Source organism: Mycobacterium sp. NGS29 (assembly GCF_059812965.1).
The window spans coordinates 135,112-149,415 of the sequence record NZ_JCALDR010000009.1; the positions used below are offsets into that span (position 1 = coordinate 135,112).

14 protein-coding genes and 2 tRNA genes are annotated in these 14,304 nt (G+C 64.4%); 2 read left to right on the forward strand and 14 right to left on the reverse strand.

Annotation, left to right across the window (positions count from 1 at the left end):
• Window positions 1–159 precede the first annotated feature (159 nt).
• Window positions 160–232, reverse strand: a tRNA-Lys gene (locus AC5Y5Z_RS14640).
• A 241-nt stretch (window positions 233–473) separates the two neighbouring features.
• Here AC5Y5Z_RS14640 and AC5Y5Z_RS14645 point away from each other — a divergent pair.
• Window positions 474–1,673: a L,D-transpeptidase gene (locus tag AC5Y5Z_RS14645; RefSeq protein ID WP_463829090.1), complete on the forward strand. Its 1,200-nt coding sequence runs from the start codon at window positions 474–476 to the stop codon at window positions 1,671–1,673.
• Window positions 1,674–1,689: 16 nt separating this feature from the next.
• Here the strand turns inward: AC5Y5Z_RS14645 and AC5Y5Z_RS14650 are convergent, their stop codons facing one another.
• Genes AC5Y5Z_RS14650 through AC5Y5Z_RS14695 form a run of 10 tightly spaced genes read right to left on the reverse strand, consistent with a single transcriptional unit; the run spans window position 1,690 to window position 12,219 of the window.
• Window positions 1,690–2,463 carry a mannan-binding family protein gene (locus tag AC5Y5Z_RS14650; protein WP_499925827.1) on the reverse strand — a complete coding sequence of 258 codons (774 nt, stop codon included), beginning with the start codon at window positions 2,461–2,463 and terminating at the stop codon, window positions 1,690–1,692.
• Between the two features lie 20 nt (window positions 2,464–2,483).
• On the reverse strand, window positions 2,484–3,191 hold the full coding sequence (locus AC5Y5Z_RS14655) for an Rv1363c family protein (protein WP_499925829.1): 708 nt from the start codon (window positions 3,189–3,191) through the stop codon (window positions 2,484–2,486).
• Window positions 3,192–3,215: 24 nt separating this feature from the next.
• Window positions 3,216–4,466: an MlaD family protein gene (locus AC5Y5Z_RS14660; protein ID WP_499925831.1), complete on the reverse strand. Its 1,251-nt coding sequence runs from the start codon at window positions 4,464–4,466 to the stop codon at window positions 3,216–3,218.
• Window positions 4,463–5,701 carry an MlaD family protein gene (locus tag AC5Y5Z_RS14665; RefSeq protein ID WP_499925833.1) on the reverse strand — a complete coding sequence of 413 codons (1,239 nt, stop codon included), beginning with the start codon at window positions 5,699–5,701 and terminating at the stop codon, window positions 4,463–4,465. Before AC5Y5Z_RS14665 ends, AC5Y5Z_RS14660 begins: the two co-directional genes overlap by 4 nt.
• Window positions 5,698–6,768 carry an MCE family protein gene (locus tag AC5Y5Z_RS14670; protein ID WP_499925920.1) on the reverse strand — a complete coding sequence of 357 codons (1,071 nt, stop codon included), beginning with the start codon at window positions 6,766–6,768 and terminating at the stop codon, window positions 5,698–5,700. Before AC5Y5Z_RS14670 ends, AC5Y5Z_RS14665 begins: the two co-directional genes overlap by 4 nt.
• A gap of 29 nt (window positions 6,769–6,797) precedes the next feature.
• A complete protein-coding gene (locus AC5Y5Z_RS14675) occupies window positions 6,798–7,853 on the reverse strand; it encodes an MCE family protein (RefSeq protein WP_499925835.1) in 1,056 nt (351 codons plus the stop codon).
• Window positions 7,846–8,916: an MlaD family protein gene (locus AC5Y5Z_RS14680; RefSeq protein ID WP_499925837.1), complete on the reverse strand. Its 1,071-nt coding sequence runs from the start codon at window positions 8,914–8,916 to the stop codon at window positions 7,846–7,848. Before AC5Y5Z_RS14680 ends, AC5Y5Z_RS14675 begins: the two co-directional genes overlap by 8 nt.
• Window positions 8,913–10,466: an MlaD family protein gene (locus AC5Y5Z_RS14685; protein ID WP_499925839.1), complete on the reverse strand. Its 1,554-nt coding sequence runs from the start codon at window positions 10,464–10,466 to the stop codon at window positions 8,913–8,915. The genes AC5Y5Z_RS14680 and AC5Y5Z_RS14685 overlap by 4 nt, the downstream gene beginning before the upstream one ends.
• A 3-nt stretch (window positions 10,467–10,469) precedes the next feature.
• Window positions 10,470–11,333, reverse strand: a complete 864-nt coding sequence (locus AC5Y5Z_RS14690) for an MlaE family ABC transporter permease (RefSeq protein ID WP_463829062.1) — start codon at window positions 11,331–11,333, stop codon at window positions 10,470–10,472.
• Between the two features lies 1 nt (window position 11,334).
• Window positions 11,335–12,219 (reverse strand): MlaE family ABC transporter permease, encoded by an 885-nt coding sequence (locus AC5Y5Z_RS14695; RefSeq protein WP_499925842.1) that lies wholly within the window; start codon window positions 12,217–12,219, stop codon window positions 11,335–11,337.
• A gap of 301 nt (window positions 12,220–12,520) precedes the next feature.
• Here AC5Y5Z_RS14695 and AC5Y5Z_RS14700 point away from each other — a divergent pair, with 301 nt between their 5' ends.
• Window positions 12,521–13,120: a TetR/AcrR family transcriptional regulator gene (locus tag AC5Y5Z_RS14700; protein WP_463829060.1), complete on the forward strand. Its 600-nt coding sequence runs from the start codon at window positions 12,521–12,523 to the stop codon at window positions 13,118–13,120.
• A 99-nt stretch (window positions 13,121–13,219) separates the two neighbouring features.
• Here AC5Y5Z_RS14700 and AC5Y5Z_RS14705 read toward each other — a convergent pair whose 3' ends face one another.
• The 3 genes from AC5Y5Z_RS14705 to orn all read right to left on the reverse strand — a co-directional run bounded on the left by AC5Y5Z_RS14705 (window position 13,220) and on the right by orn (window position 14,291).
• Window positions 13,220–13,402 (reverse strand): YegP family protein, encoded by a 183-nt coding sequence (locus AC5Y5Z_RS14705; RefSeq protein ID WP_463829059.1) that lies wholly within the window; start codon window positions 13,400–13,402, stop codon window positions 13,220–13,222.
• Between the two features lie 117 nt (window positions 13,403–13,519).
• Window positions 13,520–13,595 (reverse strand) — tRNA-His (locus AC5Y5Z_RS14710).
• 48 nt (window positions 13,596–13,643) lie between these two features.
• Window positions 13,644–14,291, reverse strand: coding sequence for an oligoribonuclease (orn, locus tag AC5Y5Z_RS14715; protein ID WP_463828958.1), 648 nt, complete (start codon window positions 14,289–14,291; stop codon window positions 13,644–13,646).
• Between the last annotated feature and the right edge of the window lie 13 nt (window positions 14,292–14,304).

Genomic DNA, 14,304 nt, shown 5'->3' on the forward strand with positions numbered 1-14,304 from the left:
CCGGTGCTCCGCCCAGAGATGCGTTCGCATTGGTGCCGGTGAGTTGTGGGACTCCTGGGCCGCCGAGCTAGTGGGCGGGGGGCGCGCTCGAAAGCTCGGAAGGAGCGCGGATGTGTACACCGATGGGTACAGTCGCGGTATGGAAAACCCGTTGACCAGTGCGCCGTCAGGGTTTCGAACCCCGGACCCGCTGATTAAGAGTCAGCTGCTCTACCAACTGAGCTAACGGCGCTTGCTCGGTCTGAGACCGGCTCTCGACAATAACAGGCATTGCGTCGCAGAGCGAAATCCCTCACAGTGAGCTACAGCACCAGCAAAGGTAATCCTCCGGACGGCCTCGGTGGGTGGCGGGGAGGCACTACAATACTGGAAACAATCCAAGAAGATGCTGGGGACCGAACCCAGGCAAATGCGGCGGGAATCCGAGGTCAGCGGCGACCATCGTGAGCGAGCAGAAGTTGAAAGGTCACTTGATGGCGCCTTTGCGCAGACGTCGACCGTGGCTGGTTCTGGCCATGGTCTTGGTTGCTGTGTGTGGTGTCGCCTGCGGCAGCGGCGGCAACGGGCCGGTCGCCGCCAAGGTGATCGAGAACAAGGGCACACCGTTTGCCGATCTGCTGGTCCCCAAGCTCACCGCGTCGGTCACCGACGGGGCCGTAGGGGTGACCGTGGACGCGCCGGTGACTGTCGCCGTCGCCGACGGGGTGCTGGCTTCGGTCACGCTGATCAATGAAAACGGCCGGCAGATCGCCGGACAGCTCAGCCCGGATGGGCTGCACTGGCAAACCAGCGAACACCTCGGCTACAACCGGCGCTACACGCTCAATGCCAAAGCGACCGGACTTGGTGGCGTCGCCGACCGGAAAATGACTTTCCAGACCAGTTCCCCGGCGCACCTGACCATGCCCTACGTGGTCCCCAGTGACGGTGAGACAGTGGGCGTCGGCCAGCCGGTGGCGATCCGGTTCGACGAGAACATCGCTGACCGGGCCGCCGCCGAGAAAGCCATCAAAATCACCACCAACCCGCCCGTCGAGGGTGCCTTCTACTGGCTGAACAGACGCGAGGTGCGTTGGCGCCCAGAGCATTTCTGGAAGCCAGGCACCAACGTCGACGTCGCTGTCAACACCTACGGGGTCGACCTCGGCGAGGGAATGTTCGGTGAGGACAACGTCAAGATGCACTTCACCATCGGCGACGAGATGATCGCGACCGCCGATGACAGCACCAAGACCATCACGGTGAAGATCAACGGTGAAGTGGTCAAGACGATGCCGACCTCGATGGGCAAGGACAGCACGCCGACGAACAACGGCATCTACACCGTCGGCGCCCGGTTCAAGCACATCATCATGGACTCGTCGACCTACGGCGTTCCGGTGAACTCGCCCAACGGATATCGCACCGACGTGGACTGGGCCACCCAGATTTCGTACAGCGGAATCTTCGTGCACTCCGCGCCGTGGTCGGTGGGCGCCCAGGGCCACTCCAACACCAGTCACGGCTGCCTGAATGTGAGCCCCAGCAACGCGGTGTGGTTCTACGACCACAGCAAGCGTGGGGACATCGTCGAGGTCATCAACACCGTGGGCGGCATCTTGCCGGGTACCGAGGGCCTGGGCGACTGGAACATCCCGTGGGACCAGTGGCGCGCCGGCAACGCCAACGCCTAGCGACCGATTGCCACCCTCAGGCCCGCAATACGCCGCCCAGCGCGGCCAGCGGAATGTGCGCCTCGACCGTGCCGCCATCCATGTACCACTGCGGCAGTCCGGGTAAGTAGTTGATGGGCTCGTCATGGCCGACGGGATAGTCGGGCATGTAGAGAATCAATTCATCAGGGGTCAACGCCCAGGCGCGGTAGCTACCGGAGTACACCTTGTCCGGGGTCCACCGGTCGACGGTGAACGGGTAGGTTCCCGGATCATGCGGCGGCGCAGCCTGATTGAGCGCGGTCTCAATGAACGGCTGGGCCGGCCCCGCAATTGCGCCGAGTGAACCGTTGGTCAGGTCCGCCAGCTGCACGCGCCGACCGCCGGCCATGTCGAAGGTGAAAGTGCGATAGGCGTTGTTCGGCTGGGGCCCGTCGGCGTGATAGTCCTCGTGGAACACCGTGCTGAGCAGATTGCCGTGTTGGAAGACCTGAAAGTTCTCCTCGCCATAACTGTCGGCGGCCATGGCTGTGTTGGCGCGTCGCCAATTCCCGACCAGGGTGCGCAGGTAGTCGCGGATCACCGGACCGGTCGTCTGATTGTCGACGAGGTCGACGGGCACCGCGACCTTGATGTCGCGTACGGCGTTGCGCTCCGAGGTGACCGCGGTGTGACAGTACTGCCCGTCCCAACCGCCGCCGAGCTCGCCGCAGAACGACTCCGCCGATGCATTCGCGGATGCCACGTGCAGGGCGGAACAGCTGCCGGCGGTCGCGAGCAGCATCGCTGCGGCGACGATTCTTCTGATCACAGCTTGTCACTCCGATTCGGCTACAGCAGTTGAACTTTGGCGGCGCGCCAGCGACCGTCGACTTTTTCCATCGTCATCTTGATGCGGCTGCGGTCGATGCGCGGGTCGGGCACCGCCATGTTCGCCACGGTCTGGTCGATGAAGACCAACACCACGACTTTATCCGCGGATCGGGACGCGATCGCCGAGTCCACCACCACCCCGTGCGCGGTGGCTTTGTTGTCGATCAGCAGTTGCCGCAGCTGCACGCTGGACTGGGTGTACATGTCCTTGAATTCCCCGGTCGAGCCGTCGAGCACCTGCCGGAAGTTCTCGTCGACGTTGTTGGAGTCGATGCTGGTGAGCACTCCGGCATACTTGATCGCCGCCTGCTGGGCCTGCTCACCGGCCACCTGCGCCTGATGCTGTTGCCACTGCTGCCACCCCAGGAAGCCCGAAACTGCAAGGGAGGCAACAAGCAACACCGGCATGATGCCGCGGCGCAGATAGCTGCCCCACGGCCGGCGGGTCTTATCCCTCTTCTTCTTGGACTTCTTGCTCAGCAGCGCACTGTCGTCATCTTCGTCCTCGGCTACCTCGTCTGCCTGGTCTGCGTCTTCCGCCTCCGCGGCGATGTCTTCGAACTCGGTGTCTTCGGTCCCGGAATCGTCGATGTCGGTATCCTCGCCTGTTTCCGTTGCAGCAGCGATCTTTTCGAGAGTGATGGTCTTCTCAGTAATTGCGGTCATCGGTGTCTCCTCGTGCTGTCGGGATTAGTGCGGGGGTTCGATCGGTAGGGCCGGGCCGCCGTAGGGGGTGGGAATCGTGTAGCGGCCCCGCGGCGTCGGGTCGGTTCGCCGGCCCAGGTCTGCACCGGGCGGGGGGCCGGCGGTGTCGTCGCCGGCCGGCCGCGGCGCATTCTTGGCTCCCCGGATACCGACCCCGGGGTCGTCGTCGCGGCAGTAGGTGTACATGAATGGTTCGAAATAGTCTGCGGCCGAAGGTGAATGCGTCGGGTTGCCGTAGTTGCACGCGTACCGCGGATACAGCTCGGCCGTCGCGAACACGCCATGGTCGTGGAAGGCACTGGCCACCGCGTCGAGCACGGATCCGCGGTAATCGGGAAACAGCGCGTTCAGCGCAGGCACCCGCAGGTAGAGCAACTGCGCGGCGGTGGCCAGGCTGCCCAGCAACTGCACCATGGTCTCGGAGTTGTCGGTGAACAGGCTGTCGATGGCCGACAGCGTCCGCGGTGTCTGCTCGGTCAGCCGCCGGTACCCGCCCTGCATTCTGGCGACCCCCGCCAGGGTCCGGTTGAGACCCACAGTGGCGGCAGCCAGTCCGGCGTTCTTGTCGGCGGCCAGGGTCAACACCACCCGGCTCGTCTTGAGCAGACTGGTGGTTTGCGGCAGCACCGAATCGAGGGTGGAAAGCAGGAAGGTGCCACCGTCCACGATGGCCGCGAGCTTGCCCGGTCCCTCCTTACTCATGCTGAGTTCCCGCTTGATCAGCTCGATCTTGCGTGGATCGGCTTGGGCCAGCAGGCCGTCGGCATCACCGAGCAGCTTCGCCAGACTGACCGGGACGGTGGCGTGGCCGAGACCGATCAAGCTGCCGTCGTGCAGGTATGGTCCGGCATCGGACTCCGCCTGGAAGTCGATGTACTGCTCACCGGCGGGGGACAGGGCCGACACGTGCGCCACCGCCGACGCCGGGACCCGCACCGTGCTGTCGATGCTGGCGATCGCATTCACACCCTGGTCGGTGAGCTGCAACGACTCGACGCGACCGATCCGCACCCCGCGCAGCGAGACATCCTGATTCGGCAGCAGCCCACCGGATTCCGGCAACTGCACGGTGACCCGGTAAGACGACGCGAACGGCTTCACCCGCAGCGCACCGATCAGCAGATACGCGGTCGCAACTACCAGGGTCAGCACCAGCCCGGCCACCGACAACCAGACCTGTCTGCGGTGGCCGGCACGCACCAGCCGCACCAAAGTCTCTGCCGCGGAGCCGATCACGGTTGTGGTCCTGGCGATAGCAGACCGGGCAGCTCCGGTGCGGGCGGGGCGTGCGACGTGCCCGGCGTGGGGCCGACCAGCAATCCGCCCGGGACGTTCGGATCGGGGACCACCGGTACCTGCACGGCCTCCGGCCCGCGCCCGACTACTCGTTCCTGCAACCGGAACAGGGTGTACTTCAGCGTGCCGACGAACTCATTCCAGGTGAACCGGGTCGGGCCGTGCAGACCGCGGTCGCCTGGGAAGCCGATGTCGGGTATCGCTCCCAGCACCAACTGGTCGACACCCACATGCACTGAAATCGCGCTTCCGGCAGTCGATTTGATCAACACCGGCAACAGCCGGTTCAACGCCAGCCAGCTGGTGTCGGGGCTGACTGCGACGTCGTTGGCAGCCGCGGCGATGGTGTTCAGGTCGCGGATCACGCTGCGGCCACTGGTGTCGGTTCCGCCCAGCGACGGGAACCTGGACAACAGCCGGCTGGTGTCGCCGAGTCGCACGACCAGGTTGGTCAGGTCGGTCGTGTTCGCGGACAGGGCGCTCATGGCCGGGTTGGCCGCCGCCATCAGTTCGCTCAGCTCCCGATTCTTGGCGTCGAGTTGCGCACTGAGATTCGACATTTCGGTCAGTGCACTGGAGATCTGGCCGGACCGGGCGTCCATCGTGCTCAGAAGTTGGTTGGACTTGCGGATCAACTCACCGAACGCGTGGCCCTGATCACCGGTGGCTTTGCCGAACCCGTTGATGATGTTGGTGAAGTTGCGTACCGCGCCACCGTTCACCAGGATGGCGGCCGAGCTCAGCACCGACTCGACGGTCGCTGCCGCCGCGGTCGACTCCAGACCGATGGTGTCGCCGTTGGTCAGCAGGGCCGAGTCGGGTTCAGCCGGCGGCCGCACGGACACGAACACATCGCCCAGCGGCGTGGCGGTGCGTAATTCGGCGGTGCTGCCTTTCGGCAGCAGCACCCCATCGCGGATGCGCAGCGTGGTGACCGCGGTGTAGTTGCGCGCGACCATCGACTCGACCTGGCCCACATCGGCCCCGGCGAGTTTCACCTTCGCATTCATCGGCAGGTTCAGCGCGTTGGAGAACACCGCGGTCAGCAGATAACCGCCGGAACCCATTCCCGGGGCCGGAAGTGGCAGGCTGGCAAGGCCGTTGGTGGCGCACCCGGAACTGACGATGCCCACCGCGGTGAGGGCAGCGGCTGCTTTGGCGCGGCCGCTGCTCATCGCTGGCCCATCGCTGCCAGACCGTCCAGCACGTAGGTCAACCCGAAGTCGGGCCCGAAGTCCTGCGCGGTGCCGGTGCTGCAGCCGAGTTGCCGGAGGCCCATCAGATTGCAGATCTCTTTGGTCAGCTGACTGTCGAAAATCATGCGGTCGGTGAGGAAGTGCGCTCGCACGGCACCGTTCTGGCGGTCCACCATGTTGTAGGCGTTGTCCGCCAGCAGCGGAGCGACGTCCAGTGTCTCGGCCAGACCGCGCCGCTCGTCGACCAACGTCTTGGCCAGGGTGTTGCCGTTGCGCAGGGCCTGGCTGATGTTGTCGCGGTTGGCATCGAGCAGCTCATTGGCCCGCTGCATCAGTTGGTCGAGCTTTCTTCCGGTGCTGCCGCCGCCGATGTCCTCGTCGGCCAGGATCTGGGTGAGCTGGTGGATGGTCGCGGCGAATTCGCGCAGCTTGCCGTCATTGGCGGCGGCGGCCTCGAACAGTGAACTGAGGTTCTTGATGATGGTGGTGATCTGCGCGCGGGTCTGGGCGCCGCCGTCGCTACTGAGCCGCAGCGCCTTGGACAGTTCGTCAAGCGCCCCTTTGATTTTGCCGCCGTTGCCGTTGACGACTTCGGCGCCGCCGTTGATCACGTCGGCGATCGGGCCGCCGCCGTGACCGTCACCCTGCAGCGACCTGGTCACCTTGTTGAGGACGGCGAGCACCCGGCTGAATTCGACCGGTGTCCTGGTGCGGGTCAGGCCGATGGTGTCATGGTTGGCCAACACCGAACCGCCGCGATAGGGCGGGGTCAGCTCGATCTGGCGGTCGGTGAGAATCGATGTCGACACCGTCACGGCTTGAACATCGGCAGGGACTTTGACGTCCCGGTCGACGGTGAACTGGACTTCGACGTAGCCACCCTTGGGGATGATTTTGGTGACCTTGCCGACCGGCATGCCGAGCACCGCCACCACGTTGCCCTCGTACAGACCTGAAGCACTGTCGAATTGGGCTGTCACCGTGATCGGTCCGGGTTTGCCGGTGAAGTACCACCCGAGGCCGATCACGGTGATCACCGTCGCCACGATGGCAACGAATGTGACGACCCGGCGCCTCACTTGCAGTCCTTGAAGTAGGGGATCAGCCCGAACTGCTGGGCGCGCCCACTGAGTGCGCACATCCACGAATCGATCAGCAGTGCGTTCGGAGCGTTGAAGCTGACGGCGTTGGCATCCCCGGTCAGATTGGCGGCCTCACGGACGAACACCGGCGTGACCTGCAGCATGCTGCGCAGCAGATCGTCGTGCTGGGCCATCATCCCGGTGAAATCGTGCATATCCTTCAGCAACGTCTCCAACCCCGAACGATCATTGACCACAAGCTGATTCAGCGTGTCGACGATATTGGTGAGCGACTGCATCAGGGCGTGAAAGACGGCGCGTCGCGCCACGAACTGGCTCAGCAGCTCTTGCGCCTGGGTGACCACGTTGCCGAGGTTCGCCTGCTGACCGCGCAGCGTGTTGGTGACCTGTTCGGTGCTCTTGAGCAGTTGACCGAGTTGGTCGCGACGCTGGGCGATGATCGACGACAACGAATCGATGTTGGCCATCGCCTGCGGTACGACCGCGGGCAGCCCCTCGAGTTGCTTGCCGAGCACCGCCAACGACTGTGCGAACCTGTCCGAGTCCACCTGTTCGAAAGTTGTTGTGGCATCTTGTAATGCGGCCTGCAGGTCATAGGGAACTGCGGTGTGCGCCAGATCGAACGTCCCGTTGGGAAGCGACCCCTGGCCGTCGGGTTCCAACGCCAGGTACCGCGAACCCAGGATGGTCGTCACTCTGATCGAGGCCTTGGAGTCCTTACCGAGCGCCACATCATCTTTGATCTTCAGACCGGCCTCGACGTGATCACCGACCAGCTTCATACTGGTCACCTCGCCGACCGGAATGCCGGCCACAGTGATGGGGTTGCCGGGCCGCAACGACGCCGCCTGCAAGAGTTCGGCCGTGAAATGGCGGTAACCGGCGCCGAGCGCATGAACTGTGAGCAGGGTGCCGATCAGCACCGCCACCACTGCGACGGCGATGGAGCCCAACCAGGACTTGCTGAAGCTCTCCAGCGGACGCTTGCGCAGCTCCGCAATTCGTTGCCGTCCTGACGAATCACCCATTGCCGACATTCCTGCATCGGGGTGTGTGCATCGCTCTATTACCCGGTGTGGCGGCATTGACGATGATCGGCACCACGTCGTTGAGTCCGGGGAAGAACCCGAACACGTTCACGTCGCACAGGTAGGCGTTGCCGTAGGCGCCCTGATTTCCGATGCGGGTCAAGCCCTTCAGCAACAGCGGGATATTGTCGCCGAAGAAGGCCACCTGTGGTTCGACGTCGAGCAGGTGTCGGGTGACTCCTGGTCTGCGGTCGATGAATTCGCGTAGCGCCGGGTAGTCTTCGCGCGCGATTCGCGCCAGGTTCTGCGTCATTCGCGACGACGAACCCATCGCGGCCACCAGCTCGGAACGCCGCTGGTTGAGAGCGCCGATGACGTCGCGGGTCTGGGTGATGACGCCGTCGAGATTGACGTCCTGCGCGGCGAGGTTGGCCACCACCTTGTTCAGGTTGGTGATGACATCCCCGAGGGCCTGGTCCCTACCGGCGAAAGTCTCAGTCAGCGTCGATGTTTGACTGATCAGGGTGGCAAGTGAGGAGGTGTCGCCCTGCAACGATTCCAGGACGCCTTTGGTGAGGTTGTCGGCGTCGCGCGGGTTCAGCAGGCTGAACAACGGCTCGTAGCCGTTGAGCAGGGCGGTGACATCAAACGACGGTTCGGTGCGATCGAGGGGGATGGTGCTGCCCGGTGCCAATAGTGGTGACTGACTGCCCGCTCGACCTTCTGCGGGCCCGAGGGACAGTCCGAGGTATCGCTGCCCGACGATGTTCTGGTAGATCACCGAGGCGACGGTGTTGCCGAACAGGTGCTGGTCGGTCTGCACCACGAACGAGACCTTCGCGAGTTTGCCTTGCAGCTCGACCGTTTCGACCCGGCCCACCCTGACCCCGGCCATCCGGACGTCGTCGCCGTCCCGAAGCCCGTACACGTCGGTGAACATCGCCGAATACGACGCGGTGTTGCCGGCGACGTCGCGCCGCAGGCTGACATACACGAGCCAGGTCAGGGTCAGCGCGATCACCATGAAGAGGGTGACGCCGATCAGCGGGCCGCGAAATTTCATTTCGCCGCCCCGCTCGGCGGGACCAACGACACCGTTGTTCCGCGCGCGACGGGGCCCAGCAGCAGCTGGGTGGCGGCGGTGGCCGGCCGACCGGTGATCACGCCGAGGATGGCTCGTTCGTACTCGCTGCCGACCGGGCCGACGTTGCCGCCGAACGAGGACGGGGTGACCGATCCTGGTGCCGGCGGACCCAGCAGCGGCGGCGGTGGGACCGGTCCGTGCGCGGGCGGAGACGGGTCCGGCATGTCGGGATCGGCGCCGGTCCGTATCGGCGGCGACGGCGAGATAAACGGTGGCAGAGGCGGATTGGGGTCAGCCAGGCTGGGGTTCGGGTTGATCAGCGGCGGGCCGACCGCCACCAGGTTGCCGTCCGGCCCCACTACGGTTCCCGGCGGCGGGGCCAGGTCCAGGGGCGGGTGATAGTTCTGCGGCAACAGCACATCGGGCACCGCAGGTTTGTTCGGAACCAGCGGCGCGGTGAAGCAGCTGGGACCCTTGAGCTCACCGTAGTGCGGGCAGTCGGCCCGGCTGTAGGCGAAGGTCTGGGTGAACGAAATGCGGGCTCGCATGTTGCCGACACCCAACACCGGGTCCCAGACCTCCTGGAGGAATTTGGTGGCCAGGTTGTCCAGCTTGATCACTGCCGGCACGAAGTTGTTGGAACGCAACGCCAGCACCCCCAGCACAGGGGTGAGGTCGGTGGAGATCCTGATCAGCTGGTCCATGTGGTTGTCGAAGGATTGATACACAGTGCCCACCGTGGATTCGGCACCGGCGAGCAGGCCGGCCAGTTGTGCGCGGGTTTCGGCAAACGTCTGCATCGGCCCGACAGCCTCGTGCAGCGCGTCGACCAGATCCGGTGCGGTGGCCTGCAGTCCGCGTGCCGCGTCCAAGAGCGCCGACACCGTCGAGGGGCCGGTATCGGTGCTGACGATCGAATTGAGTTGATCCAGAGCACGATTCAACTGCGCCCCGCTGTTCAACAACGCGCTGCGACGGTGGTCGGTCGCTGCACCCAGGACCGCCAGGATGCCCACCGACCTGTCCTCGCGACCGCGCCCGGCGGCGGCCAGCAAGTCACGCAGCTTGCTGACGGTGGTCTGAAACAACACCGTCGGCAGGTCTTTGTCTTCCTGAATGTGGGCGCCCGGCCGAATCGTCGAACCCGGGCCGTTACCGACGAGCTGGACCGACGACACCGCGAACACGTTGCTCGGAACGACGCGTGCGGTGACCGCCGCCGGAATCGACTTGGCGTACTGCGGTTTGAGGTTGATCTGAACGAAGTTCGGCTTCCCGTGGGCCGCGGGCACCACGTCGTCGACCATCCCGACGAGCACGCCGTGATACTTGACGTCCGATTTTTGCGGCAGCCCGTCACCCACGTTGACCAGGTCGGCAACCACCCGCACGTAGTCGTCGAGGCGGCCGGTGGACTTGAACAACAGCCCGGTGGTGAGCAGCGTTGCGACCAAGACAACCGCCACCCCGGCGCCGAGCAGCTGCCGGTCGGACGGGCCGCGTCCGTCGACGTCGAAAGAATTGTGCATCGGTCAACCACCGAACCTGGCGCCGGAGTCCACTCCCCACAACGCCATGGTGAGCAGCATGTTGACGATAATCATGACGGTGATGCTGGCCCGCATGCCGTGCCCTGCGGCCACCCCCACGCCTTCGGGGCCGCCGCTGGCGTAAAAGCCGTAGTAGCACTGGATGGTGGCGGAAATCCAGACGAAGACGATCGCCTTGAACAGCGAGTAGACAATGTCTTGGCCGGCCAGCATCAGCGAGAAGTAGTGCAGATAGGAGCCGGTCGAGCCGCCGCTGCTGATCTGCACGACCACCTGGGTGGTGAGATAGCCGATCGCCAGGCAGGCGGCGTACAAGGGAATCATCGCGATCACCGAGGCGATCAGCCGGGTGGTCACCAGATACGGAATCGGCCGGATCGCAATCGATTCCATCGCGTCGATCTCCTCGGCGATGCGCATCGACCCCAGTTGCGCGGTGAACCGGCAGCCGCCCTGCATTGCGAAAGCCATCGCCGCCATCAGCGGCGCCAGCTCTCGGGTGTTGACCAACGACGACACGAACCCGGTCGCCGGCCCGAGGCCGAGCAGGTCCAGGAAGTTGTAGCCTTCGATGCCTACGAGTGCCCCCACCGTGACGCCGAGAACGACTGCCACACCGGCGGTTCCACCGCCCACCACGATCGAGCCGTTGCCCCAGGTGATGTTCGACAACAGTCGCAGAAACTCGCCGTTGTACTGACGCAGGGTGAGCGGGACGGCGACGAGGGCGCGAACGAAGAAAACCAGCATGTGCCCCAGCCGGGTGACCGGTTTGGTCGATCTGCGGTAGACGCCGAGCAGTCGGGTGCTCAGCGGTGCCAGCGGTAGGTAGGGGGACGTCGTCACTTCACAGCCCCGTCCGGGGCGACAGCATGATGTACAGCTGGCTGATTGCGACGTTGACGATCATCAGCAACAGGATCGATTCGACCACCGCCGCGTTCACCGAGTTGGCCACTCCGGTGGGACCGCCCTTGGTGGACAGGCCTTTCTGGCTCGAGACGATGGCGACGATGGCACCGAAGATGACAGCTTTCAGCAGTGCCAGGATCATATCGCCGGGGGTGGCGAAGGACGCAAACGTCGACACGAAACTGCCTGGGGCGCCGTCCTGGAAATACACGTTGAACAGGTAGCTGGCGAAGAACCCGACGAAGCACACGACGCCGGTCAGTGCGACGCCGATCATGATGGCGGCGGCAAAGCGCGGCACCACCAGTCTCCGGATCACAGACACGCCCATCACTTCCATGGCATCGGTTTCTTCGCGCATGGTGCGTGAACCCAGGTCGGCGGTGATCGCAGACCCGACCGCGGCCGCCATCAGCACCGCGGCCACCAGCGAGGCGCCCTGCCGAATTACCGCAAGCCCGCTGGCAGCGCCGGCCAGTGAGGTGGCACCCACCTGGCCCGCGAGCAGGGCGAATTGGATGGACAAGGTGACGCTGATCGGGAGGGAAACCAGGATCGTGGGCAGCACCGCGGTGCCGGCCATGAATGCGCCCTGCCGAACGAATTCCTGCCATTGGAACCGGCCGGTGCACAGATCGATGAAGAAGTATTCGATGGTGCGCACACCCAGCACGAATTGATCGCCGACCGTCCGCAGCGACGCGACCGGGTGGCGATCGACGTAGCCGGCTCCCCAGTCCCGGATAGCTCCGACACCGTCGTCATCGTGGCGGTCCAGGTGGCTCTCTTCGCGCAGGGCGGATTCTTGGTGTGTGGTCATTTCACCAATGACCAACAAACTCAGCAAACCCGGATCGCGGCGTAAACCTCCCCGAGACCGACATCATCGGCGCTCTCCCCAGCATCAACTGATCGGTGCTGAGCCGCAGGCGTCAAGCGCTGCGAAGTAGGAGCCCGCTCGAAATGAGTGCCTCGGTCCGGTAACTCTGCAGTTCAGCACGGTTAGCGGTATCACCGTAACCTACTTGATAGGCACTTTCAATAGTGTAGTGTCACTCATCTGCGGCCCCCCGCGGATCGCAAACCTGGTGTTGGAATGTCAGACTCACGAAGGCGACGGCATGTCCCTGGCAAACTCCGAGTCGCTCCGGGACAGGCGGCGGGCCGAGTTGCTCGCACAGATCCAGCACACTGCACACGCCCTGTTTGCCGACCGTGGATTCAATGCCGTGACGACCGAGGAGATCGCCGCCGCCGCCGGAATCTCGATCAGCACCTACTTTCGGCATGCACCGACCAAAGAAGGCCTGCTCATCGACCCAGTTCGGCAGGCGATCAGCGAGATCGCAGCTTCATACGCCACCCGGCCCGCCGACGAATCCGCGGTGGAGGCGTTGATCGCGCTGTTCGTCACCCATGCCCGAAACGCCAGCGAGTTCAACCTGGACACCTGGCAGCGGGCCGTAGCTACCGCGCCGCATCTGCTGCGGAAGACGTCGCTGGTCAGCGAAGACGATCAGCGCAAGTTCGTGGAGTACGTGGCGGCCCGGATGGGCGTCGATGCGTCAGTCGACATCCGGCCTTCGCTGCTGGTCCACACCAGTCTGGCCACGGTCAGATTCGTCATCGACCGCTGGCTGATCGGCGATAACGCACCGAGTTCACCGATGCATGTCGAGATGGAAAGCGCGCTGCGGATCACCCTCGCCGGGTTCGAATAACGCTGCGCTGCAACATTTTCGGTCCGAGCCGACACGAAGGCCAAGCCCGGGACGAAACCGGGACTCGTGTCTGCTCGCCACCGGGGGGGCGGCGGACCCTCAGGCGGTCTGGTCGACCAGCGACGCCGCGGGCGCGTTGTTGCGCACCGATTCGACGCCGTTCTGTGCCGCAGCTTTCGTCTTGTATCCCTCGCTGCTGGCGATCACTTCTCCGTTGCCGGCTTTGAGCCGGAAGCGGAACTCGCCGCGCGCGTCCTTGAAGATCTCGAACTTGCCAGCCATCGCAATCCTTATCGGTTGATGGGCCGACCCCGGATTCCACGCTAGCCCGATCGATATGAAATGGATAGGGCACATCCGCGCGCTGCGCCGGTCAGAGGGCGGAATGCCTCTGCCGCATGGGGTGAGTGACGGGACTCGAACCCGCGACATTCAGGATCACAACCTGACGCTCTACCAACTGAACTACACCCACCATGGCCACCCCCGTCCCTGCAGCGGGGCACGGGCAGCGACGTCGATATTAACCGCTCGGACGCTCCTCGGCCGAATCGTTTGTTTCCGATCCATCCGTGTTGCCCTGGATATCAGCGACCACGGCCGCGATTTCGCTGGTAGACGGGCCGGGCAGCGGCACGAAGGCGGTCCGCCGGTAGTACTGCAGTTCCCGGATCGACTCGTGGATGTCGGCCAGCGCACGGTGCGCCAAACCCTTGGGCGGCTGCCCGAAGTAGATGCGCGGATACCAGCGCCGGCAGAGCTCCTTGATCGAGCTGACGTCGATCATCCGGTAGTGCAGAAACGAGTCCAGGGCAGGCATGTCGCGGGCGAGGAACGACCGGTCGGTGGCGATCGAGTTGCCGGCCAACGGTGCGGTCTTGGGCTGTTTGACGTGCTCATGGATGTAGTCGAGCACCATCGCCTCGGCGGTGGCGATGTCGACGGTGGAGGCTTTGACCTCGTTGGTGAGCCCGGATCGCGCATGCATATCGGCGACGATCTCGATCATCGAGGACAACGCCGCGTCCTCGGCGTGGATCACCACGTCGATCCCGTCACCGAGGATGTTGAGTTCAGAATCGGTGACCAGGGCGGCAATCTCGATCAACTTGTCCGAGCCCAGATCGAGCCCGGTCATCTCGCAGTCGATCCAGACCAATTCGTCGCGCACAGCGCTCACATTA